This window comes from Ensifer sp., assembly GCF_031989085.1.
Lineage (GTDB): Bacteria > Pseudomonadota > Alphaproteobacteria > Rhizobiales > Rhizobiaceae > Ensifer.
This window is the reverse complement of record NZ_DALZXU010000005.1, coordinates 256,116-279,692: the sequence shown is the minus strand read 5'-3', so window position 1 is coordinate 279,692 and position 23,577 is coordinate 256,116. Positions and strand designations below refer to the sequence as shown.

The 23,577-nt window shown below is 64.0% G+C and carries 24 protein-coding genes; 16 read left to right on the top strand and 8 right to left on the bottom strand.

Going from position 1 to position 23,577, the window contains the following annotated elements:
* Positions 1-6: 6 nt before the first annotated feature.
* The 3 genes from RTP54_RS21870 to RTP54_RS21860 are packed head-to-tail and all read right to left on the bottom strand — an operon-like array spanning position 7 to position 2,515.
* Positions 7-1,266 carry a CCA tRNA nucleotidyltransferase gene (locus RTP54_RS21870; RefSeq protein ID WP_112815374.1) on the bottom strand — a complete coding sequence of 420 codons (1,260 nt, stop codon included), beginning with the start codon at positions 1,264-1,266 and terminating at the stop codon, positions 7-9.
* A complete protein-coding gene (locus RTP54_RS21865; RefSeq protein ID WP_112815373.1) occupies positions 1,263-1,895 on the bottom strand; it encodes a CoA pyrophosphatase in 633 nt (210 codons plus the stop codon). The genes RTP54_RS21870 and RTP54_RS21865 overlap by 4 nt, the downstream gene beginning before the upstream one ends.
* A complete protein-coding gene (locus RTP54_RS21860) occupies positions 1,892-2,515 on the bottom strand; it encodes a DUF1285 domain-containing protein (protein ID WP_112815372.1) in 624 nt (207 codons plus the stop codon). Before RTP54_RS21860 ends, RTP54_RS21865 begins: the two co-directional genes overlap by 4 nt.
* Positions 2,516-2,710: 195 nt before the next feature.
* Here RTP54_RS21860 and RTP54_RS21855 point away from each other — a divergent pair, with 195 nt between their 5' ends.
* The 7 genes from RTP54_RS21855 to RTP54_RS21825 are packed head-to-tail and all read left to right on the top strand — an operon-like array spanning position 2,711 to position 11,674.
* Positions 2,711-3,724, top strand: coding sequence for an AAA family ATPase (locus tag RTP54_RS21855; RefSeq protein WP_112812170.1), 1,014 nt, complete (start codon positions 2,711-2,713; stop codon positions 3,722-3,724).
* A 3-nt stretch (positions 3,725-3,727) separates the two neighbouring features.
* Entirely contained in the window at positions 3,728-4,648 is a 921-nt protein-coding gene (locus RTP54_RS21850) for a DUF58 domain-containing protein (RefSeq protein WP_112812169.1), read from the top strand.
* Entirely contained in the window at positions 4,645-7,452 is a 2,808-nt protein-coding gene (locus RTP54_RS21845) for a DUF4159 domain-containing protein (RefSeq protein WP_312365774.1), read from the top strand. Before RTP54_RS21850 ends, RTP54_RS21845 begins: the two co-directional genes overlap by 4 nt.
* Positions 7,453-7,462: 10 nt before the next feature.
* Positions 7,463-9,532, top strand: coding sequence for a hypothetical protein (locus RTP54_RS21840; RefSeq protein WP_312365773.1), 2,070 nt, complete (start codon positions 7,463-7,465; stop codon positions 9,530-9,532).
* Positions 9,529-10,002: a GNAT family N-acetyltransferase gene (locus RTP54_RS21835; RefSeq protein ID WP_312365772.1), complete on the top strand. Its 474-nt coding sequence runs from the start codon at positions 9,529-9,531 to the stop codon at positions 10,000-10,002. Before RTP54_RS21840 ends, RTP54_RS21835 begins: the two co-directional genes overlap by 4 nt.
* A gap of 53 nt (positions 10,003-10,055) precedes the next feature.
* A complete protein-coding gene (locus tag RTP54_RS21830) occupies positions 10,056-11,249 on the top strand; it encodes a cellulase family glycosylhydrolase (RefSeq protein WP_312365771.1) in 1,194 nt (397 codons plus the stop codon).
* A gap of 8 nt (positions 11,250-11,257) precedes the next feature.
* A complete protein-coding gene (locus tag RTP54_RS21825; RefSeq protein WP_112815367.1) occupies positions 11,258-11,674 on the top strand; it encodes a GNAT family N-acetyltransferase in 417 nt (138 codons plus the stop codon).
* Positions 11,675-11,697: 23 nt separating this feature from the next.
* Here the strand turns inward: RTP54_RS21825 and RTP54_RS21820 are convergent, their stop codons facing one another.
* Positions 11,698-12,255, bottom strand: a complete 558-nt coding sequence (locus RTP54_RS21820; RefSeq protein WP_112812163.1) for a GNAT family N-acetyltransferase — start codon at positions 12,253-12,255, stop codon at positions 11,698-11,700.
* A gap of 257 nt (positions 12,256-12,512) precedes the next feature.
* Here RTP54_RS21820 and RTP54_RS21815 point away from each other — a divergent pair, with 257 nt between their 5' ends.
* The gene (locus RTP54_RS21815) at positions 12,513-13,490 is read left to right on the top strand and encodes a glutathione S-transferase family protein (RefSeq protein ID WP_312365770.1); all 978 of its coding nucleotides are present in this window, start codon (positions 12,513-12,515) and stop codon (positions 13,488-13,490) included.
* 41 nt (positions 13,491-13,531) lie between these two features.
* Here the strand turns inward: RTP54_RS21815 and RTP54_RS21810 are convergent, their stop codons facing one another.
* Complete coding sequence (locus tag RTP54_RS21810; protein ID WP_312365769.1) at positions 13,532-13,978, bottom strand: NUDIX domain-containing protein; 447 nt, start codon at positions 13,976-13,978, stop codon at positions 13,532-13,534.
* Between the two features lie 131 nt (positions 13,979-14,109).
* On the opposite strand from RTP54_RS21810, the gene RTP54_RS21805 reads away from it, so the two are divergent.
* Positions 14,110-15,012, top strand: coding sequence for a metallophosphoesterase family protein (locus RTP54_RS21805; RefSeq protein WP_112815363.1), 903 nt, complete (start codon positions 14,110-14,112; stop codon positions 15,010-15,012).
* 186 nt (positions 15,013-15,198) lie between these two features.
* Complete coding sequence (locus RTP54_RS21800) at positions 15,199-15,750, top strand: tetratricopeptide repeat protein (RefSeq protein ID WP_112812234.1); 552 nt, start codon at positions 15,199-15,201, stop codon at positions 15,748-15,750.
* A gap of 63 nt (positions 15,751-15,813) precedes the next feature.
* On the opposite strand, the gene RTP54_RS21795 is transcribed toward RTP54_RS21800, so the two are convergent.
* Complete coding sequence (locus tag RTP54_RS21795; RefSeq protein ID WP_112812159.1) at positions 15,814-16,713, bottom strand: DUF3313 domain-containing protein; 900 nt, start codon at positions 16,711-16,713, stop codon at positions 15,814-15,816.
* Positions 16,714-17,002: 289 nt separating this feature from the next.
* On the opposite strand from RTP54_RS21795, the gene RTP54_RS21790 reads away from it, so the two are divergent.
* The 5 genes from RTP54_RS21790 to RTP54_RS21770 all read left to right on the top strand — a co-directional run bounded on the left by RTP54_RS21790 (position 17,003) and on the right by RTP54_RS21770 (position 19,864).
* On the top strand, positions 17,003-17,521 hold the full coding sequence (locus RTP54_RS21790) for an RNA polymerase sigma factor (protein ID WP_112812158.1): 519 nt from the start codon (positions 17,003-17,005) through the stop codon (positions 17,519-17,521).
* A 3-nt stretch (positions 17,522-17,524) separates the two neighbouring features.
* Positions 17,525-18,352 (top strand): anti-sigma factor family protein, encoded by an 828-nt coding sequence (locus RTP54_RS21785; protein WP_112812157.1) that lies wholly within the window; start codon positions 17,525-17,527, stop codon positions 18,350-18,352.
* Between the two features lie 472 nt (positions 18,353-18,824).
* Positions 18,825-19,034 (top strand): cold-shock protein, encoded by a 210-nt coding sequence (locus RTP54_RS21780; RefSeq protein WP_112812233.1) that lies wholly within the window; start codon positions 18,825-18,827, stop codon positions 19,032-19,034.
* Positions 19,035-19,221: 187 nt separating this feature from the next.
* On the top strand, positions 19,222-19,446 hold the full coding sequence (locus RTP54_RS21775) for a hypothetical protein (protein WP_112812156.1): 225 nt from the start codon (positions 19,222-19,224) through the stop codon (positions 19,444-19,446).
* A 37-nt stretch (positions 19,447-19,483) separates the two neighbouring features.
* Positions 19,484-19,864: a DUF6481 family protein gene (locus RTP54_RS21770; protein WP_112815359.1), complete on the top strand. Its 381-nt coding sequence runs from the start codon at positions 19,484-19,486 to the stop codon at positions 19,862-19,864.
* Positions 19,865-19,991: 127 nt separating this feature from the next.
* On the opposite strand, the gene leuA is transcribed toward RTP54_RS21770, so the two are convergent.
* Positions 19,992-21,695 carry a 2-isopropylmalate synthase gene (leuA, locus tag RTP54_RS21765; protein ID WP_112832806.1) on the bottom strand — a complete coding sequence of 568 codons (1,704 nt, stop codon included), beginning with the start codon at positions 21,693-21,695 and terminating at the stop codon, positions 19,992-19,994.
* 452 nt (positions 21,696-22,147) lie between these two features.
* Positions 22,148-22,726, bottom strand: a complete 579-nt coding sequence (locus RTP54_RS21760) for an ATP-dependent Clp protease proteolytic subunit (RefSeq protein ID WP_112812153.1) — start codon at positions 22,724-22,726, stop codon at positions 22,148-22,150.
* A gap of 245 nt (positions 22,727-22,971) precedes the next feature.
* Here RTP54_RS21760 and RTP54_RS21755 point away from each other — a divergent pair, with 245 nt between their 5' ends.
* Positions 22,972-23,550: a HupE/UreJ family protein gene (locus tag RTP54_RS21755; protein ID WP_312365768.1), complete on the top strand. Its 579-nt coding sequence runs from the start codon at positions 22,972-22,974 to the stop codon at positions 23,548-23,550.
* Positions 23,551-23,577 lie beyond the last annotated feature (27 nt).

The window sequence follows — 23,577 nt, the reverse complement described above, 5'->3', positions numbered from 1 at the left end:
TTCCTCTCAAATACGGGCCACGATCGCCTCGAGCTTTGCAACCAGACTTGCCCGGTCGAGACTGAAATTGCGCTCGACCCAAAGCGTTTCCAGCTCGCCCAGGATTTCGCCGACACGTGGACCGGCAGCGATACCGGCCTTCAGCACGTCTGCCCCGGTCAGCGGGAAGGCAGGGCGTCCCCATGCCTCCGCGCGCTTCAACAGGCGCTGGAAGGAAGCGGTCTCGGCAAGCAGTGCCGGATCGTTTTCGGATTTGCGTCTGGCGGAAGCAAGCGCCAGCCGCAGACGGGCCGAAATACCCTCCGTTCCGTGGCGATAGAGCAGCCGGTCGAGCGCCGTATCGACGGTCTTGGCCGGCACTGCGGGCGCATCGGCGAAGCGCGAAAAATACGCGGCCTCGGCCTTCGACAGGCGAAGCCGTGTCGCCATGGCTTCCAGCCGTTCCGCGTCGGGCGGCACGATGGCGGCAAGGCGCAGCAGCGGATCCGGCGTCCATGAGAAAGCGCGCTCCGCAGCCACCAGTTCCGGGATGGCGTCGATGCCCCATTTCTCGGTTTCAGGCAGGATTTCAGTCAGTACGCCGGCCTGACGCATCCAGAGCAGCGCCCGGCCCGGATCCTCGGCTGAAAGCAGCTTCTTTGTCTCGGACCAAACCCGTTCTGCCGACAGCGTCGACAGCCTGGAGCGCGCCTGCGCGCAGGCACGCAAGCCATCGGCGTCGGGCCGGCCGTGGCCATAATGGGCGAAGAAGCGGAAGAAGCGCAGGACGCGCAGATAGTCTTCGGCCACCCGTTCCGCGGCGTTTCCGATGAAGCGCAGGGTGCGGCTCTCGATATCGGCAAGGCCACCGACATCGTCGATGACCTCACCCTTGTCGTTGGCGTAGAGCGCGTTGATGGTGAAGTCGCGCCGTTCGGCGTCCGCCTTCCAGTCGGTCCCGAAGGCGACTTCGGCGCGGCGTCCGTCGGTTTTGACGTCGCGGCGCAGCGTCGTCACCTCATAGGGCGTGCCGTCGATGACGAGCGTGACGGTGCCGTGGTCGATGCCAGTCGGTACCACCTTGATGCCGGCGCCCTTGGCGCGTTCCGAAACCTCGTCCGGTCGCCAGGTGGTGGCCATGTCGACATCGCCGGCCGGCACGCCCATCAGGCTGTTGCGCACGGCGCCGCCAACGACGCGCACCTCCCCGCCGTCGGCGTTCAGGACGTCGAAGACGCGGCGAAGGGATGGAGCCGAAAACCAGCTCTCACCGGCAACCGAGGTCATGCATAAAGCCTTTCATAGAGCATTCGGACGATGCCGGCGGTGATACCCCAGATATTCCTGTCGCCATAGGGCATGCGATAGAAATGCCGGTCCTCGCCCTGCCAGTGGCCGCTTCCGCGCCCATGGTTTCCGGGGTTCATCAGAAACGACAGCGGCACTTCGAAGACGCTTTCGACCTCGTCAGGGTTGGGAACCAGCTGGAAGCCGGGCTGCACCACCGCCAGAACCGGCGTGATCTTGAAGCCGGATAGCGCCATGTAATGCGGCAGCCGACCGATGGTTTCGACGAAGCGCGGATCGAGACCGATCTCCTCCTGCGCCTCGCGAAGGGCGGCAAGCTCGATCGACCGGTCTTCCGGATCGACGGCGCCGCCCGGAAACGCCACCTGGCCGGAGTGCTTGCGCAGGCTCGCGGTTCGCTGCGTGAAGATGACATGCGCATCCTCGCCGTCGTCGACCACAGGCACCAGGACCGCCGCGTCCTTCAACTGCAGGGTTTCCAGATGCGGCACGATGCCGGGGTTGAGCAGGAAATCGCCATGCTCCCGCCAGGAGCTTTCCACCGGCCCGCCCATCTGGGTCAGCGCCCGGCGGCGAAATTCGTCGGCCGAATAGGGATGCCCGATCATTGCGACAGCGCTTCCAGTTCGGCGGCCTTCATGATCGGGAAGACCGAGCCGCCCGAGCGGACGCAGAACATCTCGGCGCCATCGACCGTTACGACTTCGCCAAGCGCGACGAGATCATACATGACAGGCCGGGAAACCAGTGCTTCCAGTCGGCCGCGCACATGCAGGTAGGGCTTCAGCTCGCGGTTCTCGCCATGAATGACGAAACGAAGGGCATGTTCTGGCCCGGCCTCGACGACGTCGCCGACATTTGTGCGAAAGGTCAGCACCTGCACGCCATCCGTCTGCGTCACGCTCATTTCGACGGCAACGAACGGCGCGTCGACGATCCGGATCGCCACCTTTTCCACAGGTGTGACCAGATAGGTGACACCGTCTTCGTCTTTGCGCAAAACTGTGGAGAACAGCCTGACCAGCGGTTGCCGGCCGATCGGCGTGCCCAGGTAGAACCAGGTGCCGTCGGCGCGGATTTCCATGTCGATATCGCCGCAGAATGGCGGATTCCAGCGCTCGACCGGCGGCAGGCCGCGCTTGCCGTCGCCCGTCTGGCCGGCCGCGCGCGATATCAGTGCCGCCAATCCGGCCGCGTCCCCGGTTCGCTGAATTTCGGCTTCTGCCATCGTTCCGTCCCGATTGGCCCCGATTTTGCACCGGAGGCATGTATGCCATCGCCAGATGCGGCGTGTATGCTGTCACGAGATAGTGCGTCTGCGGCGACTTGTCAGCCGTCAGCCAGGGTCTAAATTGGAATAAGGCAACTGAAGTTCCCCGGCGGGGCGATTCGGTTCAACAACGGGCGACCGGGGAGTACGACCATGAGTGTGATGAAGGGCGCGACGGACGCGACCGACGAAAAGGCGATCGTAGCCGCGGCGGAAAACGCCCTCGCAGAGATCGCGCTCGTGCGCGCCGAAGTCGGCAAGGTCATCTTCGGCCAGGAGACCGTGGTCGAGCAGACCCTGCTGGCGGTTCTTTCTGGTGGCCACGCCTTGCTTGTCGGCGTGCCCGGCCTTGCCAAGACCAAGCTGGTGGCGACCCTCGGCACCGTGCTCGGCCTTGATTCCAGCCGCGTGCAGTTCACGCCCGACCTGATGCCGTCGGACATTCTCGGCTCCGAGGTCATGGACCAGGATGCCGCCGGTCACCGCTCCTTCCGCTTCATTCCCGGCCCGATCTTCACGCAGTTGCTGATGGCCGACGAGATCAACCGCGCCTCGCCGCGCACGCAATCGGCGCTGTTGCAGGCGATGCAGGAGTATCACATCACCGTTGCCGGCGCCCGCAAGGACCTGCCACAGCCGTTCCATGTGCTTGCCACCCAGAACCCCCTGGAGCAGGAAGGCACCTATCCGCTGCCCGAAGCCCAGCTCGACCGCTTCCTGATGCAGGTGGATGTCGGCTATCCCGAGCTTGCCGCCGAGCGGCAGATCCTGCTCGAGACCACGGGCACCGCCGAAGCGACCGCCCGTCCGGTGATCGACGCCGCCCGCCTGCAGCAGATCCAGAGCCTCATCCGCCAGATGCCGGTCGGCGAGAAGGTGGTCGATGCCATCCTCGATCTGGTGCGCTCGGCCCGGCCCGGCAACGGCAATGCCGCCACCGACAAGAACGTCGCCTGGGGCCCCGGCCCGCGCGCCGGCCAGGCGCTGATGCTGTGCGCCCGCGCCCGCGCGCTCTATGACGGTCGCCTGGCACCGTCGATCGATGATATCCTGGCGCTCGCCGAGCCCGTTCTCCAGCACCGCATGGCGCTGACCTTCGCCGCCCGTGCCGAAGGCATGACCGTGCGCGACGTGATCGCCGGGCTGGTGAAGCAAGCCAAGGGATAAAGAATGGCCTCCATCGGGCACATAGTTGCGCGTACCCCCGCTGGTGAGGTTCTTTCCCGTGCGCAGCAGCGCGCGATGCTGGTTCCTGACTGCCTCGTCGAGGCCCGCCGCATCGCCAACACGGTGATCTCCGGCTGGCACGGACGGCGCAAGCGCGGCATCGGCGAGAATTTCTGGCAGTTCCGGCCCTATAGCGACGGCGAAAGCCTGTCGCGCATCGACTGGCGCCGCTCTGCTCGCGACGACCATACCTATGTGCGCGACCGCGAATGGGAGGCGGCCCACACCATCTGGCTCTGGGCCGACCTATCGCCGTCGATGATGTACAAGTCGACGCTCGGATCGGTGTCGAAGGAAAGCCGGGCGCTGGTCCTGATGCTGGCCCTCGCAGAAATCCTCGCGCGCTCGGGCGAGCGCATCGGATGTCCCGGCGTGATGGAGCCGGTCTCGGCCCGCAACGCCGCCGAACGACTGGCAACCGCGATCATGCTGAGCCCGCTTGCCGAAGGATTGCCCGAGACAGGCATGATCCGCAACGCCAGCGACCTCGTGCTCATCGGCGATTTTCTCGATCCGGCCGACCGCATCATGGAACGACTTGGGCCGCTTGCCCGTCGCGGCCTGCGCGGCCATGTCGTCGAGGTTGCCGATCCGGCCGAAGAAGCCTTCCCCTATGCCGGCCGAACGGAATTCAGCGACCCGGAGACCGGCCAGAAGCTGACCGCAGGACGCGCCGAAATCCTGCGCGACGACTATCAGCGCGCCTATCTCGCCCGACGCGAAAGCCTCGGCGTGACGCTGCGCCATCTCGGCTGGACCTTTACGCCGCACCGGACCGACCGGCCCGCCTCCGAGGCACTGGTCGCCGTGCACATGTATCTCTCGGGCATGCCGGGTCGCGCCACCCATGGGGGCCAGCTATGACCGGCCTCCCCTTCCTGTTTGCCAATCCCGCCATGCTCGCCGCCCTCGTCGCCCTGCCGGTGATCTGGTGGCTGCTGCGCATGACGCCGCCGAAACCGGTCGCCGAAGTGTTTCCGCCGCTGCGCATTCTCGCCTCGGTCCTGAAGCGCGAGGAGACGCCGTCGAAAAGCCCGTGGTGGCTGACGCTGCTGCGCATGCTTCTGGTCGCCGCGGTCATTTTTGCGATCGCCGACCCCGTCGTCAATCCGCGGCAGAACACCCTTGCAACAGGCGGCCCGCTCGCGATTGTCGTCGACAACAGCTGGGCGACGGCAACCGACTGGGAACAGCGCGTCGAGGCGGTCAGCACGCTGATCGACGACGCGGAAGCGCGTGATCTCGCTGTCTCGATCGCCTTTACCGGCGACCGCCAGCACGATGCCACACCCGGTTCGGCAGCGACGGCGCGCACCAGGCTTGCCGCCGCAGCACCCATTCCGCTTTCCGTCGACCGCACCCAGGCGATCGCCGCGCTCAAGACCGCCTTCGAAGGCACAAAACCCGGCACGCTCGCCTTCGTCAGCGATGGCATCGAAACGCCCGATCAGAAGACGATGGCGGCACTGTCTGAGGTAGGAGCCGCCGAATTGCGGATCGTCGAGGCCGATGGCGGCCGTACCGTCGCCCTGACCGACAGCGTCAACGGCTCGACCGGCATGTCCGTTACCGCGACGCGGCTGCGCAAGGACGGTACACTCACCGTCCCGATCGTCGCCTATGACACGCGCGGCCGCGCGATCGCCGACGGGCAGATCGCCTTTGCCGCCGGCGAAGGCGTCGCCAAGGGCAGCATCGAGGCGCCCTTCGAACTGCGCAACGACTTTGCCCGCATCGGCATCGAGAATGCGGCAACCGCCGGCAGCGTGCATCTGCTCGATGACGGCTTCCGCCGTCGACGCGTGGCACTTCTGAGCGGCGAAGCCCGGGATCAGTCGCAACCGCTTCTGTCGCCGCTCTACTACATCAACCGCGCCCTCGCCCCCTACGCCGATCTGGTCGAACCGCACGAGACCGACCTTGCAGTCGCCATTCCGGAACTGCTGGAGCAGAAGCCGTCGGTGCTGATCATGGCCGATATCGGCCGGCTTCCCGAAGAGATCTATCCGAAGCTGACGAAATGGATCGACAATGGCGGCATGCTCATCCGTTTCGCCGGGCCGCGCCTCGCAGCCGCTCCCGCCGACGATCCGCTGGTGCCGGTAACACTGCGCCAGGGCGAGCGGGCGCTCGGCGGCGCGCTCTCCTGGTCCGAGCCGCAGCCGCTCGCCGACTATCCGGGCAATAGCCCCTTTGCCGGCATGGCACGACCGACAGACATTCTCGTCAAGCGACAGGTCTTGGCCGAGCCGACCGCCGATCTTTCCGAACGCACCTGGGCAAGCCTTGCCGATGGAACGCCGCTGGTCACGACCTCGGCCCATGGCGCCGGCCGCATCGTGCTTTTCCATGTCAGCGCCGAGGCCACCTGGTCTAACCTGCCGATATCGGGCGACTTCGTCGAGATGCTTCGCCGCAGCGTCCAGCTGTCGCGCGGCGTCGGCGTCGCCAACGAGGGCAACGCGCAACAGCAGACGCTTGCACCCTATCGGCTGCTCAACGCCGACGGCGTGCTCGTCGCCGAGACCGGCAACGCAAGGCCGCTCGACGTCGTCCCCGGCAAGGCGCCGGTTGCGACGCCTGAAAACCCGCCTGGCCTTTACGGCTCGGAAGACGGTTTCACCGCGCTCAATCTATTGCCGCGCAACGGCGAATTGCAGCCGATCGACATGACGGCCGCCGGTGCGCACACCACCCAGCAACTGACGGCCTCCGAGAGCTGGTCGCTGAAGCCGGCGCTGTTTACGCTGGCGATGCTGTTGCTGCTCGTCGATGCCCTCATCGTGTTGTTCATGGGCGGCGCCCTCTCGCGGCTGCGGCCGGCCAAGGCCATGACCGCGGCTGTTCTGCTGGCGGCCAGTGCCCTTCTCGTATCGCCGCCGGACGGACACGCCGACGACAGCCGACCGGAGGACACAGGCATCCTGGAGCGCCTCGACACCACGCATCTCGCCTATGTGGTCACGGGCGAGGATGAAGTCGATCGGCTCTCCGAGCGCGGCCTGACGGGCCTTACCGACTTTCTCACCTATCGCACCACGCTCGAGCCCGGCACGCCCGTCGGCCTCGATATCGCCAAGGACGAGCTTGCGTTCTACCCGATCATCTACTGGCCGGTTTCGGCGTCGGCGCCGATGCCGAGCCCGCAGGCCGTCAGCCGCATCGACGCCTATATGCGCGCCGGCGGCACCGTGCTGTTCGATACGCGCGACCAGTTCTCCTCGCTCGGCGCATCGTCGGGCGGCACCAGCCCCAACACCGAGCGGCTGCAGGCGATCCTCGCCAATCTCGACATTCCGCCGCTGGAACCGGTGCCGACCGACCACGTGCTGACCAAGGCGTTTTACCTGCTGTCGAACTTTCCCGGCCGCTACACCGGCAGCCCGCTGTGGATCGAGGCGCAGCTCGACAACCGCGAAGAGCCGAGTAACCGCCCGGCCCGCTCCGGCGATGGCGTCACGCCGATCATGATCACCGGCAATGATTTCGCCGGCGCCTGGGCGGTGGATGCCAACGGCGTCGCGTTGCTGCCGACGGTGCCGCCGGACGAAATGCAGCGCGAATACGCCTTCCGCTCCGGCGTCAACATCATGATGTATATGCTGACCGGCAACTACAAGGCCGACCAGGTGCACGTGCCGGCCCTGCTCGAACGGCTCGGACAATGAGGGCCGATCGATGACAGCCGACTTCTCGCCCTTCATCCCCTGGCCCTATCTGGCCGTGCTGGCCGTCGTGGCCGCAATCCTCGCCGCGCTCGGTATCTGGCGCGGCGTGCGCGGCGCCTGGGTGCGTGCAGCAGCGCTTGCCGCCTTCTGCCTGGCGCTCGCCAATCCGATCCTGTTCCAGGAACAGCGCGAGCCGCTGTCGACCATCGTCGCCGTCGTCGTCGACCGCAGCCAGAGCCAGGACTATGACGGAAGGCGGGCGCAGACCGACAAGGCCCTTGCGGAGCTCAAGGACCGGCTCTCCCGTTTCCCGCAGATCGAGACCCGCATCGTCGAGGCCGCAGACAGCCCGGAGAGCGAGGCCCCTTCGACCCGTCTGTTTTCCGCGCTGACTTCCGTGCTTGCCGACGTGCCGCCGGCGCGGGTGGGCGGTGCGATCTTCATCACCGATGGCCAGATCCACGACGTTCCCGACATCAACCAGAAGCTCGGCTTCGACGCGCCGATCCACGGGCTGATCAGCGGCAAGCCCGACGAATTCGACCGCCGCATCGAGATTGTCAGCGCCCCGCGCTTCGGCATTGTCGGCGAGCAGCAGAAGCTGACCTTCCGTGTGGTCGACGACGGCAAGGCGCAGGGCGGAACTGCCGAGGTGACCATCCGGCTCAACGGCAACGAGATCGCTACCGAAGTCGCCGAGCCCGGCACCGACGTGCCGTTCAGCTTCACCGTGCCGCGCGGCGGCAACAACATTCTCGAGTTCGCGGTGAACAGCGTTCCCGGAGAAGTCACCGAAACGAACAATCGCGCAGTCCACGTGCTCGACGGTATCCGCGAGAACCTGCGCGTGCTCTTGGTCTCCGGCGAGCCGCATGCCGGCGAGCGCGCCTGGCGCAACCTGCTGAAATCCGACGCCGCCGTCGACCTCGTGCATTTCACCATTCTGCGCCCGCCGGAAAAACAGGACGGAACGCCGATCAACGAGCTGTCGCTGATCGCGTTTCCGACGCGCGAACTGTTCGTCGACAAGATCAGCGAGTTCGACCTGATCATCTTCGACCGTTACCAGCACCGCGGCGTGCTACCGATCCTCTACTACGACAACATCGCGCAATATGTGCAGAATGGCGGCGCGCTTCTGATCGCCGCCGGGCCCGAGCATGCCGGCAACGACTCCATCGCCGCCACGCCGCTTTCGGCCGTCCTGCCGGCCAACCCGACCGGCGTGATGAACGAAAAGGGGTTCTACCCGCGCCTTTCCGACGAGGGCAAGAAACACCCCGTGACCCGCGGCCTCGAGGGCGCTGCCAGCGAACCGCCGCAATGGGGCCGCTGGTTCCGCACGGTCGACGTCGACCGGCCACTCGGCCAGACGGTGATGGAAGCGGCCGATGGCAAACCGTTGCTCGTCCTCAACCGCGTCGGCAAGGGCCGTGTCGCCATGCTCCTGTCCGACCAGGGCTGGCTCTGGGCCCGTGGTTTCGAGGGCGGCGGACCGCATGTCTCCCTCTATCGCCGCACCGCTCACTGGCTGATGCAGGAACCAGCACTGGAAGAAGAGGCGCTGACCGCACGCGCAAAGGGCCGGACGCTCGAAATTACCCGCCAGACCATCGAGGGTGATCCCGGCCTTGCAACCCTCACCTATCCCTCGGGAAAGACCGAGGAGCTGACGCTCGCCCAGCGCGAGCCCGGCCTCTACAGCGCGGAGGTCAAAACCACGGAAACCGGGCTGTTCGAAGTTGCAAACGACGAGCTGACGACGCTCGTCCATGTCGGCAATGTCGATGCGCCGGAATTCAAGGCGGCCATTTCGACCGAGGACAAGCTGCGCCCCTGGGCGGAACAGACCAAGGGGCTGGTGCACCGGCTGGCAAGCGCCGATGGCGCCACCGATCTGCCGTCGATCCTGCCGGTGCGGGGTGCCGTGCGGGTCGCCGACGATCAGCGGCTATCGCTGCGCATGACCGACGAGACCGTGCTCAGGGGCATCAATTCGCTGTCGCTGTTCACCGGCCTCTTTGGGCTTGCCGCCCTTCTCCTGCTGATATCGGCAACCTGGTATCGCGAGGGTCGATGACCGTTCCGGACGTCGCCATCAGCAACCTGCGCGACGTCCCCTATTTCGCCGATGATATCGCCGACCGTGTCTGGCGGGCCTGGTGGGAGCCGCGCGGCTTTCCCTTCGGCCATATCGCCGAACTGGTGGCGGGCAGCCTTGGCGACCATCATATCCCCTTCGCGCTCGTCGCCCATCGCGGCGCGACCTTCATCGGCACCGCATCGGTGATCGAATGCGATCTGGAGGAGCGCCCGGCACTTCGCCCCTGGGTGGCGGCGGTCTGGGTGGAGCCGACGTTTCGCGGCCTCGGCATCGGCGCCAGCATCGTGCGCCATGCTGCTGAAGCGGCCTTGTCCACGGGGGTCGAGCGTGTATTTCTCTGCGCCTTGCCGCAAAAGCGCGCCTTCTATGAGCGCGGTGGCTGGCACCTCGACGAAAAGGATGTGGGCGAAAGCCGCCTCGACGTCTTCAGTATGCGCCGTTCCTGAATTAGGCCACAATGACCTTCGACATCGCAGAGGCATATTCTGGAGCTCTGTAGATGCGTTTGTTTGCCTCCGCCCTTCTCACTCTTGTTCTTTCCGGTACGGCTCTTTCCAGCCCGGTTAAGGCCGCCGACCTCATCGACTTCTGGGACAAGCCGCAACATGGCGGCAACAGCTTCAACCGGCTGCCACCAGACGAGGCCTATTTCAAGGCCCTGTCGGGCTACGGCGCCACCTGGGTTCGCCTGTCCTATGACAAGTGGAAGCCGGCGAAACGCGACTACCTGATCGGCAATGCCGACAAATACGAGGGCATTCCGGCCACCGACCTGAAGACGTTGAAGGAAACGCTCGATCGTGCTGAGAAGGCCGGACTGAAGGTGGTCATCACCCCCCTGTCCCTGCCCGGCATGCGCTGGTCGCAGAACAACGGCAACAAGTTCGATGGCCGCATCTGGCAGGACAGGGCCTGGTGGGCCGAGGCCGCAAACTTCTGGCGCGATCTCGCCCGCGAACTCAAGGATCATCCGGCTGTCGCCGGCTACAACATCGTCAACGAACCGGCGCCTGAAAAGCAGAACGGTCTTGCCGAACATGCCGACGGCAAGGCGATGCAGGACTGGTACGCAGTCAAGAAAGGCAGCGCCTCCGACCTCCTCGCCTTCTATGAAACGGTGATCGCCGCCATCCGCGAGGTCGATCCGGCAACGCCGATCATGGCGGACGCCGGCTGGTATGCCGCAGCCGATGCCTTCAGGTATTGGCCGTCCGGTCTCAGCGACCAGAAGGTGCTCTACAGTTTCCACATGTATGAGCCCTATGCGGCCACCAGCGCCCCCAACATGAGGCGGGAGAAACCCTATTCCTATCCCGGCAAGGTGCCCTTCGGCAAAGGCGAGGAAAACTGGGACAAGGCGCGCGTCGCGGCCTATCTCGGCCAGCCGGTAGAATGGGCAAAAGACAAGGGCATTCCGCTCAATCGCGTCGTTGCCGGCGAGTTCGGCTGCATGCGTCGCTGGACCGGCTGCAAGGCCTATCTCGAGGACGTGCTGACTTCGCTCGACAAGGACGCCCTGCACTGGGCGTTCTACAGCTTCCGCGAAGACAGCTGGGACGGCATGGACTACGAACTCGGATCGAAGAAGGTCCACTGGAAATACTGGGACGCGATCGACGCCGGCACGCCCGATCCGGTCAAACGCACGGAGACACCGGAATTCGAACCGATCGCCCGGAGACTGGCAAAGTAGGAGCACCCATGTTCGAGGTCACCGACGCACCACCGGCCGAAGCGCTGGAAGCCATCGGCCAAGGCTTGACGGCCTTCAATGCCGCCGATGTCGGTCCATCCGAACGACGGCCGCTGGCGGTGCTGGTCGGCGGTCCGGATGCGGCAGGAAAACGCGGCGGCCTCAGCGGCTATACCGCGTGGGGCTGGCTGTTCGTGCAATGGCTGTGGCTGCCGGACGACCTACGCGGCCGGGGCCTTGCTGGCCAGCTGCTGGCGGCAGCCGAAGAAGAGGCACGTCTCCGCGGCTGCCACGGCGCCTGGATCGACACGTTCAACCCGCAAGCCCGGCGAGCCTATGAGCGCCAGGGCTATGAGGTCTTTGGAGAGCTGCCCGACTTCCCGCCGGGCCGCAGCCGTGTATTTCTAAAGAAACAGCTCAGTTAGCAGTCGCCGACAGGCGGCAAGTGTCAGACGGCGAGCGCCAGTTCGATATCGTCGACCTCGGCCGCCTCGTCGGCGGCCGTGTCGTCCCGCCAGCCGATGACACCGGAAAGGCCGGCGTGCACGCCGTCTGCCATCGGCACCACCAGCACCCGCGCCGGATCGACCGGGCCCGGGAATTCGAGTGCTGCGTAACGAACCTTCTCGAAACCGAGCGGCTGGTAATAGGGCGGATCCCCGACGAGGATGACGGCGTGTGAACCCTTCCGCCGCGCCGCCTCGACGGCGATGCGCACCAGTTCCCGGCCGATGCCCATGTTCTTGTGCGACGGCCGCACAGCGAGCGGCCCGAGCAGGTGCCCCTTGATCGAACCGGCCATGACAGGCGTCATCCGCACCGAGGCGATGGTTTCGCCATTGTCGGCACAGACGAAGGACAGCGACCGGTCATGAGCGCCCTGCTCGCGGATGCGCGCAGCCGCCCGGGCAAACCGGCCGGGGCCAAAAGCTTCTTCGTTGATGATTTCGATGGCTGCGTCATGGGACGCGTCTTCGGTCAGGTAGACGAGGTCGTGCTTTTTCATGGGATCAGGAACCGGGTGCAGACAGACATGGGGATGGCTTCGCCCGAAGTGGGCGCTGGCAGCATCAGCGTCGTCGCAGGTTTCCCGAGAAGGTCATGAGTACGGTTCGTTCCGGACACAGAGAAATTTTCTGAAATCGCCGATACCAGAAAATTGCCCGATGTCAAAGCCCAAAACGCACTGTTCAGAAATCGATACCTTCCGCAGGTCGCTAAAGCCGCTATCTATGAACGACGAAACCATAAGGGAGATTGCCCATGGGCAGGCTTGTAGACGGCATCTGGCAGGACGTCTGGTATGATACGGCGGCGACGAAGGGCCACTTCAAGCGCAGCGAATCGCAGTTCCGCAACTGGGTCACGTCGGACGGATCGGCCGGACCATCCGGGCAAGGCGGCTTCAAGGCCGAGGCCGGGCGCTACCATCTCTACGTCTCGCTCGCCTGCCCCTGGGCTCACCGCACGCTGATCTTCCGCAAGCTGAAGAAGCTCGAAGACCTGATCTCCGTTTCGATCGTGGATCCGCTGATGCTGTCGAAGGGCTGGGAATTCAAGGGCAAGGACGGCGGCACCGTCGACCACATCTTCGGCTTCGACGCGCTCTGGCAGGTCTACACCCGCGCCGACCCGACCTATTCCGGCCGCGTGACGGTGCCGGTTCTGTGGGACAAGCAGAAGAACACGATCGTCTCGAACGAATCCGCCGAGATCATCCGCATGTTCAACTCCGCTTTCAACGCGCTGACGGGCTCGACCGAGGATTTTTATCCGCAGGAACTGCGCAGCGAAATCGACGATCTGAACGGCCGCATCTACGGCGCCGTCAACAACGGCGTCTACAAGGCCGGCTTCGCCACCAGTCAGGAAGCCTATGAGGACGGCGTCGCGCCGCTGTTCGACATGCTCGATGAGCTCGAAGAACGGCTGGCGACCCGGCGCTACCTGACCGGCAGCACCATCACGGAAGCAGACTGGCGGCTGTTCACGACGCTGGTGCGCTTCGACCCGGTCTATGTCGGACACTTCAAGTGCAACATCCGCCGGATTGCCGACTACAGGAACCTGCAAAACTATCTGCGCGACCTTTACCAGGTGCCGGGTGTGGCCGAGACGGTCAACATGCGCCACATCAAGGAGCACTACTACCGCAGCCACACGACGATCAATCCGACCGGGGTCGTGCCCGTTGGCCCGATCCTCGATCTGGACGCCCCGCACGGGCGCGAGATCCTTTAGGCGTCCGCTTGTTCAGGCCTCGCCTCCCGGCGAGGATCTCCCTACCAGTGGCTATCGACAGTGGTGACGCCGGCGAGCTCGGCAAGCCGCCGGCGCGTTGCCGGCGTCGTATCGTCCGGCAGCGCATCGAGCGCGAAGAAACCGCTTGCCGCTATCTCCAGATCCGGCGTCTTCGCCACGGTCTGTCGCACACGATCGCAGCGGTAGAAGACCACGTGGTCGCGGCGGCTGGTACGCCTGTTGTAATAGACCTGGACCAGCGTCGGCGGGACCGTCGCCTCCAGATTGCCCTCCTCGCGCAACTCGCGCAGCAGGCCATCGAGCGCGGCCTCGTCGCGGTCGAGCCCGCCGCCCGGCAGGTGCCAGCCGGGCAGATAGGAATGCCGCACCAGAAAGACCCGGCCCTCGTCGTCGAAACAGGCGGCGCGCACGCCCATCGTCATGCCGCGCGACAAGGCGTAATAGCCGTGAGCCAGACGCATCAGCATGCGGTGATACCAGCGCCGCATCTCCGGTGGCTCATGCTTTTCCAGGTGCTTGTCCTTCCGAACGGGCCGCCGGACCGGATTAATCCGGCGATATGATTCCCCTCAACCGGAATATGCGCTAGACGGGGACGATGTTCAAACTTGCCCATATCTCCGATGTCCATCTCGGCCCCCTGCCCGACCTTTCGCTTCGAGAACTTGCCTCCAAGCGCATCACCGGCTTCGTCAACTGGCACCGCAACCGCAGCCGGCACCTGTTCACGGGTACGCTCGACTGCCTGATGGCCGACATCGAGAAGCGCGACCCGGACCATATGGCGATCACCGGGGATCTGGTGAACCTCGCATCCTCGCGGGAGATCACGGCGGTGACCGATTGGCTCGAGGACGCCGGCGACCCGGCCAACATCTCGATCGTGCCTGGCAATCACGATGCCTATGTGCCCGGCGCCTACGAGAAGACGACGCGCGCCTGGTATCCCTACATGCGCGCCGATGGCGCGCCGGCCGACTGGAGCGAGGACCACCGTTGCTTCCCCTATATGCGGGTGCGCGGTCCGGTGGCCCTGATCGGCTGCTCGACGGCCGTCGCCACGCCCCCCTTTGCCGCCAGCGGCTATTTCGGCCAGCGTCAGGCGCGCGCCACCGTCAATCTGTTGCGCCAGGCGGGCGAGGCCGGTCTCTTTCGCGTGGTAATGATCCACCATCCGCCGATCAGCGGTGCGACCTCTCTGCACAAGCGCATGCTTGGCATCCGCCGGTTCGCCGCCACCATCTCGTCCGGCGGCGCAGAACTGGTCATCCACGGTCACACGCACCTGAACACGGTCTATTCGCTGAAAGGCCCGAACAAGCCTGTGCCCGTGGTCGGCATAGCCTCGGCCTCGCAAGGCCCGGGCGGTCACAAGCCGCCGGCCGCCTATAACCTCTTCACCATCGCCGGAGAGCCGGGCAACTGGCACCTCGCCCGCGAACGCTACGCCCTCAACGCCGACGCCACAGGCGCGACGCTGGTTGAAACCACCCGCTTCTGACATCCGCGGCAGGCGGATTCCAGACACGAGTGGCCGGCTCATCCCTCATCCGGATTTTTGCCGGGCGAATAATTCCGCCCTTTCGTGCGTCCCACCTTCGTTCGGGTTTCCAGAACCCGCGGAGCGATCTATCCTCCGCGCAGCAACGGGTGCACCCGGCGCCAGAGCAGATGATGGGAGATGGGCATGACGTACCGCAAGACCATTCTATGCGCCCTGTTTGCGGCCAGCGCGGCTGTGTTTGCAGGGCAGACGGCGATCGCCGCCGGCGAGGATACAAGCGCGCCGCCGAAGAAAACCAAGACCACCAGCGAATGCACCTCCGGAAAAGTCTGGGATGCCAGGAAGAACGCCTGCGTCAACGCCAAGAAGAGCGATCTCAGCGACGACATCCTGTTTCAGGCTGCGCGCGAGCTCGCCTATGCTGGCCAGTACGAGAACTCCATCAAGGTCCTCGGCGCCGTCAGGGACCAGAAAAGCGCCCGCGTGCTGAACTACCTTGGCTACGCCAACCGCAAGGCCGGGCGCATGGAGCTCGGCATGCAATACTACAAACGTGCGCTGCAGGCCGACGAGAACTACATCCTTGCCCGCTCCTACATGGGTCAGGCGCTGATCGAGCAGGGTAAGGTCGAGGACGCCCGCGTGCAGCTGGTCGAGATCCGCGACCGCGGTGGTGAAGACACCTGGGCCTATCGCTCCCTGCTGCAGTCGCTCGGCGGCGTCAGGCAGTACTGAGCCATGCGCACTGCCTTCTCGACCCCGGGAAGGCAGCCGTTCGCGAGGGCACGAAGCGCCGGCTTAACTCCGCTTCTTCTCCGTCCATTCCGGCGGCAGGCCAAGCCCGCCGCCGACGATGCCCGTGACCCCCGAGCCCCGGCCGAAGACCGCGCAATCGGGATCGGTCGGCTTGCCGGTGACCGCATAGGACAGGCTGTTTGAAACCTCCTTCATCGACGGCAGTTCGAAGTCGGATTCCATCGGATCGCTCGATTTCGCCAGGAGCGCACTGAAATCCTCCGAGAAGTCGCCGGCCAGCTCAAAGGCGTCGGCGGCTGTCGAGGCGCGTGAGCCGTTGGTGATGATATTGGCGCCGCGCGCCCATGTCAGCCCGGCGATCTGCTTGCCATTGGCGTCGAAGGCCTCGGCCTCGACGGCGAGGCTGCCAAGGCCGATCGGAATTCGTGGAACGGGGACGGGAGAAACGGCTGTGGTGACGGTGGACACACCGGCAACGACCGCATTCGTTTCCTTGATATTGCTGACCACCGAGCGCACCGCCATATCCGCCGGCTTCGAGATCGGCACCACATCGAAACGGGCGCTCAGCGCCTCGCACAGCGAGCGGTCGATGCCCGATGCTACCAGCTTCTTCTGGGGGTCGCCGAGCTTGCCGACCTGGGCATTGGACGCGAAGGTCGTCGGGATGAGGTGCACCGTCTTGACCGCCTTGGTGGCGTTGGAATCCACCCGATACTTGGTCTTGGTCACCATCCCGTCGCTGGCGACGAAATCCTTGTAGGACGACAGCGCACCGGTCTCGCTGAGAGACGCCGACTGGCAGGCTGTGAGTGCGGCGAGCGAAACGCCGAGCCCGGCGATCCTCATGACCGCCAGCGTCGGACGCAACCGACCAGGACGCACCCGCCCCTTCGATGGCCGACCGGCTAGGCATATGCGATCGTATTCCTGTTTGTTCATTGGCACTTCCCCCGACAACGACCTGAAGTTGTGCCGTTGAGTGCCGATCAGATTCGGGCCGAACTTTGACGCATTGCCCGCCACACCTTGCAGTTTACGGTAAGGACAGCCTGCAAAAACACGACGCGAAGGCAAGAATGTTCTTGGGAAAACAAGGCGAGAAGGAGCAGAATTCGCTTTCCGATCCGTGACTTCCCTTGCAGACTAACGTTCAAATGTTTCATATCATTCGCCGTGGATCCCTCCGCCGAATAAAGACACGATCCCGTGCGTTTCATTTGGAAGAACAATGCGCCCAGCGGCAGAAACGAAGGACTTCAGACGCGACTTGGTCAGCCTGCTGCCCAAATTGCGCCGTTTCGCAATGACATTGACGCGCAATGCCAATGATGCCGATGACCTTGTCCAGGAAGCGTGCGAACGAGCCATTACGCGCAGTCACCTCTGGAACGGCGAAGGCCGCCTCGAAAGCTGGATTTACGCCATGACGCGCAACCTCTGGGTCGACGAGATCCGCAAACGCAAGGTCCGCACCGGCAGCGGCACGGTCGACGTGTCCGACCAGGACGAACTGAGCGTCGAGGCCTCCGCGGAAAAGGCAGTTTACGCCAATCAGTTGCAGAAGATGATCCTGTCGATGCCGGAAGGTCTGGCGAGCACGTTCCTGCTGGTCAACGTCGAAGGTCACAGCTACCGCGAGACGGCCGACATTCTCGGCATCCCGATCGGAACGGTGATGAGCAGGCTGTCGACCGCGCGCCTCAGGCTCGCCGCGATGATTTCCGAAAACACCGAAAGGAGGGCATGACCGGTGCATCAGACACAAGGGCACGCGCTCGAAGTCCGGTTGTGCGCCTATATCGATGGCGAACTCGGCGACGCGGAAAAGACGGAACTGGAAACGCTCCTCGCCCGCGACGAGGAAGCAAAAGCGCTGCTTGAAAGGTTGAAGGCCGGTAGCGCCTTTGGCGACACGGCATTCGAGGATTTCCTGCACGATCCCGTGCCGCTGGCGTTGGTGCGCCAGATCAAGCAGGGCGCAAGCATCAATCCCAAGACGGAGCGCGTGACGGTCGCGGCGGCCAATGTGCGCAGCGCGCGGGTCTGGCCTCGAATGATGGCCGCCTCCGTGGCGTTGGTGCTGGTTGGCGGCGCCACCGGCTATATCATCGGCACAGCCCATAGCGTCGGCGAACCCACCAAGGTTGCAGCGGCCCGCAGCTGGCTCGACGACATCGCTGACTATCACCGCATCTATGCGCGCCAGAAGGACCGCCTCGTCGAGGTCCCTGCCTCCGAAGCGCCTGTTATCGAGACCTGGCTCGCCTCCAGCGTCGGCATTCCCTTCACCATCCCCAACCTCACCGGCAAGGGCCTGACTTTCGAGGGCGCGCGCCTGCTGGTCGCCAACAGCAAGCCTGTGGCGCAGCTCCTCTACCGAAATGCGGATGGCGACGTGTTTGCCATCTGTTTCCTGAAGGACAGCGACAGCCCGCAGTCCGACGCCTTCACCGAAAGCATCCGCGACGATCTCGGCATGGTGTCGTGGCAACGGGGCGGCGCATCCTTCGTGATCGTCGGTCCATCGTCCTCCGTCGGCCTGCAGGATCTCGCCGAAGCGGTTTCCTCGACGATCTGAGTGCCCGCACTCAAAAAACCGTGTCGAGACGTTCGCAAATCGGAAAATGCGTCACGGCCACCGCAGCGGCCAAAGCGAATTTCGCGGCCAGTGAGATCAGGCACTCACGCGCCCTGGGACGAGGAAAGCGCAAACCCCTCGACCGGGCCCGCCTGAAGAAAATATTGTTCACGCAACCAAATAGTTACCGTCGTCCCGAACGCAAAAAATACATCCTCGACCAGACGAAATATTACGATCGAATTGAGGCATCGCGGCGCGCGCAAAATTGGCAAGATCGAGCAAGAAAAAACCAACGGTTGACATTTCAATACTTTACCTCTATCTCTGACAAATCGATATTTGCTTGCTGAGCTTTGGTTACCGCGCAATTAGCAACCGCGCCCTGACGAACCTTCCTTTCAAAAATCGCTATCATCATCCGCAGCGCTTCCGCGCGGCGGTCGTTCAATATGCTATGAAAGGGTTCATCATGACCACTGGCACAGTTAAATGGTTTAATTCCACCAAGGGCTTCGGCTTCATTCAGCCTGACAACGGCGGCCCGGACGCATTCGTCCACATCTCCGCCGTCGAACGCGCTGGCATGCGCGAAATCGTCGAGGGCCAGAAGCTCGCCTACGACATGGAGCGCGACAACAAGTCGGGCAAGATGTCTGCCTGCAACCTTCAGGCAGCTTAAATCGGTATCGGCTCTCCCTTGACCACGGATGTACTGGCACTGTCGAGAGCATGATACCCATCAAGGTCAGGCACTATGCCTGGCCTTTTTTTATCGCCGCGCGCCGACTGCACTATCCCGCGACTGCATTTTGCGGCGGGATCGACGTGCGAAGCCGTAGACGCGCCTTAAAGATCGGGGTACTCCGATGAGTGAAACACACAACAAATCGCGCCAGCGGGCCGAGATTGCCTTTGCCAAGGAGCAATCGCAGTTCTTCGCCCGGGACAGCGCGGTCGAAGAGCTCGACTCCATTGTCCAGGCTCGCGAAGAAAAGACGTTGCGCCTGCGGGAAGCCCGCCTGGCGAAAGAACTGCAGGATCGCCTGGCGGCCGCCGCCGCCCCCGTTTCGAAACGTGTCAGAAAGGCCTGACTTTCAGTCAGGGTGACACCTCAACTGGAATAGAGACTTGAGAAACAACAGAAGCAATGAACTGACCGACCGCCGCAGCGCCGCTGCCGATGCGAAGAAGGCCCTTCTTGAAGCCTACCGCACGGCCAAGGAAGCTGCAGAGCCGAACGAGAGCGCCCGTCAGGCCGAGCGTCAGGCCATCGCGGCCGCCCGCGAGGAACGGCGCATCGATCGCGAACGCGTAAAGGCCGAGGAGCGCGAACGGGCGCAGGCAGAAGCGGCCGAACGGGAAGCGGCGATCGCCGCTGCCGAAAATGCCGACGCCGAAGCCCGCGAAGCCGCTGAGAAGAGCCGCATTTCACGCGTGATCGAAGACGAGGCCGCGCGCAAGGCCAAGCGTGACCAGCGCTATGCCAACCGCAAGGCGCGGCAGGGTTAAGCCTCGCCGCCTCCGGCTCGCGACCGGTATCGTCGGTCTGGGTCATTACACCCTGCAGCAATGAGCCACTATTCAGATTGAAAGGCCCGCGCATCGACATCGAAGCGCGGGCCTTTGTCATTCAGGTCTACTTCATTTCCAGCACGCGGTTGGCGGCAGAAACGATCGCTTCCAGCGAGGCGGCAACGATGTTGGTGTTGATGCCGGCGCCGAACAGCTTGCCGCCGGGATGCTCCATCTCGACATAGGCGATGGCCGCGGCGTTCGAGCCGTTCTGCAGCGAGTGCTCGGAATAGTCGGCGACCGAGAGATCGACGCCGAGATAGATCGACAGCGCGTTGATGAAGCCGTCGATCGGACCGGTGCCCTTGCCCTCGATGCGCTTGACTTCGCCATTGTCGGTAATCTCAGCCGAAACGACGCGCACGCCCTTGTGCTCGCCGACCGGGTAGGTGTGGTGATCGACGAACTTGATGCGCGCGCCCGGCTGCTCGACGTAGCGCTCGACGAAACGCTCGTGGATGCGCTTGGAGGGAAGCTCCTTGCCCTCTTCATCGGTGATGCGCTGGATGTCCTCGCGGAACTCGACCTGCAGGTTGCGCGGCAGGTTGATGCCGTAGTCTTCCTGCAGGATATAGGCGATACCGCCCTTGCCCGACTGCGAGTTGATGCGGATGATCGCCTCGTAGGAGCGGCCGACGTCGCGCGGATCGATCGGCAGGTAAGGCACTTCCCATTGCGGCTTGTTGGCCGTCTTGATCGCCTTCATGCCCTTGTTGATCGCATCCTGATGCGAACCGGAGAAGGCAGTATAGACCAGCTCGCCAACGTAGGGGTGGCGCTCCGGAATGACCATCTGGTTGGAGTACTCGTAGACTTCCTTGATCCGCTCGATGTCCGAGCAATCCAGCTCGGGATCCACCCCTTGCGTGAACATGTTCAGTGCCAGCGTCACCACGTCGACATTGCCCGTGCGCTCGCCATTGCCGAACAGCGTGCCTTCGACGCGGTCGGCGCCGGCCATCAGGCCGAGTTCGGTCGCAGCAATACCCGTGCCGCGGTCGTTGTGCGGATGCAGCGAAATGATCAGGCTCTCGCGATTGTCCAGGTTGCGGCACATCCATTCGATCTGGTCGGCATAGATGTTCGGCGTCGCCATCTCGACGGTCGAGGGCAGGTTGAGGATCAGCTTGTTGTCAGGCGTCGGCTTGACGATCTCGGTGACCGCGTTGCAGATCTCCAGCGCCACTTCGAGCTCCGTACCGGTAAAGCTCTCCGGCGAATACTCGAAGCGGAAGCCGCCGCCGGCCTTGGCCGCCATGTCGGTGATCATCTTGGCGGCATCGGTGGCGATCTGCTTGATGCCGGCAACGTCCTTGGCAAACACGACGCGGCGCTGCAACTCGCTGGTGGAGTTGTAGAAATGCACGATCGGCTTGTGGGCGCCCTCGAGCGCCTCGAAGGTCCGGGTGATCAGCTCGGGTCGGCACTGCACCAGCACCTGCAGCGACACGTCGCTCGCGACGTTGCCCTCCTCGATGCACCAGCGCGCGAAGTCGAAGTCCGTCTGCGAGGCGGAGGGAAAGCCGATTTCGATTTCCTTGAAGCCCATGTCGAGCAGCAGCTGGAACATGCGTGCCTTGCGGTCGTGGCCCATCGGGTCGACGAGCGACTGGTTGCCGTCACGCAGGTCGACCGAGCACCAGATCGGCGCCTTGGTGATCGTCTTCGACGGCCAGGTGCGGTCGGCAAGCGCGATCTGCGGGTAAGGCTGATACTTGACCGCGGCTTCGGGCATGCCGTTCTTGATGGAATGGGATTTCTGGATCATTGCAGCTTCTCTTCATCGCTAAGCGCTCTGGCCGTTTGCCATACCCGATCGAGGATCGGATTGCGATGGCAAATGGAGCGGGGGGCGCGCCTTTGTCCTAAAACTCTATGGGATTCGAGGAGCATCTGCCGGCATGGCTTTTCGGCCGCCGGGCGCTCCTCAGCGAACCCGGCAACCGCGAGTAAGGCCGAGAAGAAGAAGCGAGGCGAAGGCGCGCAGCGGCGCACGATTGTCATCGTGTGCGGCAGAGATCGTAGCGATCCGATGTGCGTTGGCCTTGGTCATATCAAAGCCTATACACGGCTTGCCGGAACCGGGCAAGGCATCCAGCCGTGGAAACATGAGCTGGACCGGCGCCTCCTTTCGCGTGATGCTCCGCAATGCAAAAGGGCACCGGCGCGACCGCCGATGCCCTTGTCAACTCAGCCCGCCGTTTCCGGCGCGCATCGGTCTCAGATATCCGAAGCCGACGTGATGATGCGCGAGACGAGACCGTAGCTCTTGGCCTCTTCAGCCGACAGCCAGTAATCGCGTTCGGTGTCCTTGGCGATCTTTTCGACCGTCTGGCCGGTCGCTTCGGAGAAGATCTTGTTCAGGCGCTCGTTCATCTTGATGATTTCGCGTGCCTGGATCTCGATATCAGACGCCATGCCGCGGGTGCCACCCGACGGTTGGTGAAGCAGGAAGCGGGTGTTGGGCAGGCAAAGGCGACGCTCCTTGGGAACGCCGACATAGATCAGCGCGCCGGCGGAAGCGACCCAGCCGGTACCGATCGTCCAGACCTTCGGCTTCACGAACTTGAGCATGTCGTGAATGCTGTCGCCGGATTCGACGTGGCCGCCGGGCGAGCTGACGAAGAGGCGGATATCGTCGTCGCTAGCGGACGAAAGCGCCACGAGCTGCGAGCAGACCTTCTGCGCCAGTTCCTGCGTGATCGTGCCATAGATGAAAATCGAGCGCGACTTGAAAAGGTTCGCCTCCGTTTCCTTGCCCAACGGCAGTTCGGTGTTCTTGTCTTCCTCGTCGCTCATCCGTCGTTCTCCGGCGTCTCATGAATTTCTGTGTCAAAGTCAGATAATGCGACTCGACAGCGAAGACAATGCAACAAACCGGTTGGGCGACAAAGGGGCGATCAGGATCGCACTGCGCCTATGGTAAACGGCGCCACCGTCAAATGACGTATGGACAGCACCCCGAAGCCCCATAAGATCGGGCGGGTCGAAAAACGGCAGTGGCAAGCCATCCTCCAAAGCCCGGCCGATCCATGGGGACTGATATGAACAGACGCATCCTGATCGCGGCGACAGCCCTGATCGCATCCGCAGCACCGGCCTTTGCCCACCTCAACCCCGACGAACACGGTTCGTTTGCCGCCGGCTTCTCGCATCCGCTCTTCGGCCTCGACCATATTCTCGTGATGGTCGCCGTCGGCCTCTGGGCGGCTGAGATCGGTGGGAGGGCGCTTTGGGTGGTGCCATTAGCCTTCGTCGGCATGATGGCAGTCGGTTTTACGCTGGCGACATCAGGCGTAGCACTTCCCTTCGTCGAGCCCGCGATCCTCGCTTCGGTCGTGGGGCTGGGGCTGCTGGTGGCGATGGCCGTCCGCCTCGACACCGTGCCGGCGGCGGCAATCGTCGGGCTGTTTGCGCTTTTTCACGGCCATGCCCATGGCGGCGAGCTCGGCAGCGCCGGCGCCCTCCCCTTTGCCATCGGCTTCCTGATCGCCACGGCGACCCTTCACGCGGCCGGCATCGGCCTCGGCGTGATGCTCGGCCGTCTTTCGGGCGGCGGCATGCTGGCCCGCCTTCTCGGCGGCGTCACGGCACTTGCCGGCACCGCCCTGATCTTCGCCTGACGATCGCAGCGAGGGCCAAAACGAAAA

Bases quoted from the DNA above. Each gene is read 5' to 3' on its own strand.
- RTP54_RS21870 (WP_112815374.1), bottom strand. From the start codon at position 1,266: ATGACCTCGGTTGCCGGTGAGAGCTGGTTTTCGGCTCCATCCCTTCGC.
- RTP54_RS21865 (WP_112815373.1), bottom strand. From the start codon at position 1,895: ATGATCGGGCATCCCTATTCGGCCGACGAATTTCGCCGCCGGGCGCTG.
- RTP54_RS21860 (WP_112815372.1), bottom strand. From the start codon at position 2,515: ATGGCAGAAGCCGAAATTCAGCGAACCGGGGACGCGGCCGGATTGGCG.
- RTP54_RS21855 (WP_112812170.1), top strand. From the start codon at position 2,711: ATGAGTGTGATGAAGGGCGCGACGGACGCGACCGACGAAAAGGCGATC.
- RTP54_RS21850 (WP_112812169.1), top strand. From the start codon at position 3,728: ATGGCCTCCATCGGGCACATAGTTGCGCGTACCCCCGCTGGTGAGGTT.
- RTP54_RS21845 (WP_312365774.1), top strand. From the start codon at position 4,645: ATGACCGGCCTCCCCTTCCTGTTTGCCAATCCCGCCATGCTCGCCGCC.
- RTP54_RS21840 (WP_312365773.1), top strand. From the start codon at position 7,463: ATGACAGCCGACTTCTCGCCCTTCATCCCCTGGCCCTATCTGGCCGTG.
- RTP54_RS21835 (WP_312365772.1), top strand. From the start codon at position 9,529: ATGACCGTTCCGGACGTCGCCATCAGCAACCTGCGCGACGTCCCCTAT.
- RTP54_RS21830 (WP_312365771.1), top strand. From the start codon at position 10,056: ATGCGTTTGTTTGCCTCCGCCCTTCTCACTCTTGTTCTTTCCGGTACG.
- RTP54_RS21825 (WP_112815367.1), top strand. From the start codon at position 11,258: ATGTTCGAGGTCACCGACGCACCACCGGCCGAAGCGCTGGAAGCCATC.
- RTP54_RS21820 (WP_112812163.1), bottom strand. From the start codon at position 12,255: ATGAAAAAGCACGACCTCGTCTACCTGACCGAAGACGCGTCCCATGAC.
- RTP54_RS21815 (WP_312365770.1), top strand. From the start codon at position 12,513: ATGGGCAGGCTTGTAGACGGCATCTGGCAGGACGTCTGGTATGATACG.
- RTP54_RS21810 (WP_312365769.1), bottom strand. From the start codon at position 13,978: ATGCTGATGCGTCTGGCTCACGGCTATTACGCCTTGTCGCGCGGCATG.
- RTP54_RS21805 (WP_112815363.1), top strand. From the start codon at position 14,110: ATGTTCAAACTTGCCCATATCTCCGATGTCCATCTCGGCCCCCTGCCC.
- RTP54_RS21800 (WP_112812234.1), top strand. From the start codon at position 15,199: ATGACGTACCGCAAGACCATTCTATGCGCCCTGTTTGCGGCCAGCGCG.
- RTP54_RS21795 (WP_112812159.1), bottom strand. From the start codon at position 16,713: ATGAACAAACAGGAATACGATCGCATATGCCTAGCCGGTCGGCCATCG.
- RTP54_RS21790 (WP_112812158.1), top strand. From the start codon at position 17,003: ATGCGCCCAGCGGCAGAAACGAAGGACTTCAGACGCGACTTGGTCAGC.
- RTP54_RS21780 (WP_112812233.1), top strand. From the start codon at position 18,825: ATGACCACTGGCACAGTTAAATGGTTTAATTCCACCAAGGGCTTCGGC.
- RTP54_RS21775 (WP_112812156.1), top strand. From the start codon at position 19,222: ATGAGTGAAACACACAACAAATCGCGCCAGCGGGCCGAGATTGCCTTT.
- leuA (WP_112832806.1), bottom strand. From the start codon at position 21,695: ATGATCCAGAAATCCCATTCCATCAAGAACGGCATGCCCGAAGCCGCG.
- RTP54_RS21760 (WP_112812153.1), bottom strand. From the start codon at position 22,726: ATGAGCGACGAGGAAGACAAGAACACCGAACTGCCGTTGGGCAAGGAA.
- RTP54_RS21755 (WP_312365768.1), top strand. From the start codon at position 22,972: ATGAACAGACGCATCCTGATCGCGGCGACAGCCCTGATCGCATCCGCA.